Source organism: Mitsuaria sp. TWR114 (assembly GCF_007997345.1).
In genome coordinates this window covers 1-1806 of record NZ_VOSR01000474.1, presented here as the reverse complement: position 1 = coordinate 1806, position 1806 = coordinate 1, and the positions used below count along the sequence as shown (strand labels likewise).

Genomic DNA, 1806 nt, shown 5'->3' with positions numbered 1-1806 from the left:
GGCCGGCAGCGCCAGGCTCAGGCGCACGTCGTCGCCCCGCAGCCGCCAGGCGAGCGACTGCACCGTGACCGCATCCCCGGACGGCGCGTAGCCGCGCGCGGCGAACTCGCGCTGTTGCTGCTGCTCCTCGAGCCGCGCCTTCGGCGGTCCGCCGCCGCAGCCGCTGAGCAGCAGCGCACCGGCGAGCAGGGCGCCAGCGGTCCGGGCGAAGGCGCCAGCGCGCAGGCGCGGGCGCAGGCCAGGTGCTGACGACGGGATGGGACGGTCGAGGGTCGGGTCGATCATGGGCGGCGACGCTAAGCGGGCGATGTAAAGCCGGGATTGCTGGCCGGGAAGGGCGCGCTGGGCGCCGTGGTGCGTTGTGTTGCGGCAAGCGGCCCCGATGGGGCGCTTGCAACGCCCGGACCGGACGCTCAATGCGCGGGCGTGGCCAGCGGCGCGAGGCTCTCCGGCAGCTCGGCATTGAAGCGCCGCAGCACATGCCGGCTCATGCCCTTGGCCAGTTCCTCCTCGCCATAGAACACGGTCCCCAGCTGCTCCTTGCGCAGCAGCGCGGACTCCTCCTCGCCATGGGTGCGCAGCACGATCTCGATGCCCGGGTTCAGCTGCCGGGCCGTGTCGGCCATCTGCCGGGCTCTCATCGAGTCGGGGATCGCCACCACCAGCATCGCCGCGTTGGCGATGTGGGCCTGGACCAGCACCATCGGGTCGCTGGCATCGCCGCTGACCGCCGCCAGGCCGCGCTTGCGCAGCGCTTCCACGGTCTCGCGGCTCTGGTCGGCGACGACGAAGGGGATGTCGCGCTCGGCCAGCGCGTCGGCGATGCGCCGACCCACGCGTCCGAAGCCCACCAGCACGACCTGGCCTTCCAGGTACTGGCGTTCGGTGGTCTGGGGCAGCTCGGCATAGGGATCGTCCCGGGCCTCGAGCTTGCGCGCGAAGGCCGAGCGGCTCAGCACCCAGCGCTGCAGCGGCTGGATCATCGCGAACATCACCGGGTTCAGCGCGATCGACACCAGCGCCGCCGCCAGCACCAGGTTCATGCCGGCCTTGGGCAGCAGGCCCAGCTGCAGGCCCAGGCCCGCGAGGATGAAGCTGAACTCGCCGATCTGCGCCAGGCTCGCCGACACCGTCATCGCCGTGTTCAGCGGGTAGCGGAACAGCAGCACGATGGCCGTCGCCGCGATCGCCTTGCCCAGCATCACGATCGCCACCACGCCCAGCAGGTGCAGCGGCTGGTCCACCAGCGTCATCGGGTCGAACAGCATGCCCACCGAGACGAAGAACAGCACCGAGAACGAATCCCGCAGCGGCAGCGACTCCTGCGCGGCGCGGTGGCTGTACTCGGACTCGCGCATCACCATGCCGGCGAAGAACGCGCCCAGCGCGAAGGACACGTGGAAGAGCACGCCGGCGCCGTAGGCGATGCCGATCGCCACCGCGATGACCATCAGCGTGAACAGCTCCCGCGAGCCGGTGCGCGCCACCTGCCACAGCAGCCAGGGCAGCACGCGCCGGCCCACCACCAGCATCAGCACGACGAAGGCCGCCATCTGCGCCAGCGTCTCGGCGATCGTGCGCCACAGCGGCACGTCGGCGCTGCCGGGCTGGGTCGCGCCGCCCAGCACCGGCGCCAGCGGCGGCAGCAGCACCAGGATCAGCACCGTCGCCAGGTCCTCCACCACCAGCCAGCCCACCGCGATGCGGCCGTTGACCGACTCCAGCGTGCCGCGCGCCTCCAGCGCCTTGAGCAGCACCACCGTGCTGGCGCAGGACAGCGACAGCCCGAACACCAGCGCCGCGCCG

At 72.0% G+C, this 1806-nt stretch carries 2 protein-coding genes; both read right to left on the bottom strand.

From position 1 onward, the window contains the following. Positions 1-285 (bottom strand): hypothetical protein (locus FUT87_RS17025; protein WP_147241782.1); only part of this gene is annotated, 285 nt, incomplete at its 3' end. 128 nt (positions 286-413) lie between these two features. Then, positions 414-1806: cation:proton antiporter (locus FUT87_RS17020; protein WP_147241781.1), on the bottom strand; the 1393-nt coding region annotated here is incomplete at its 5' end.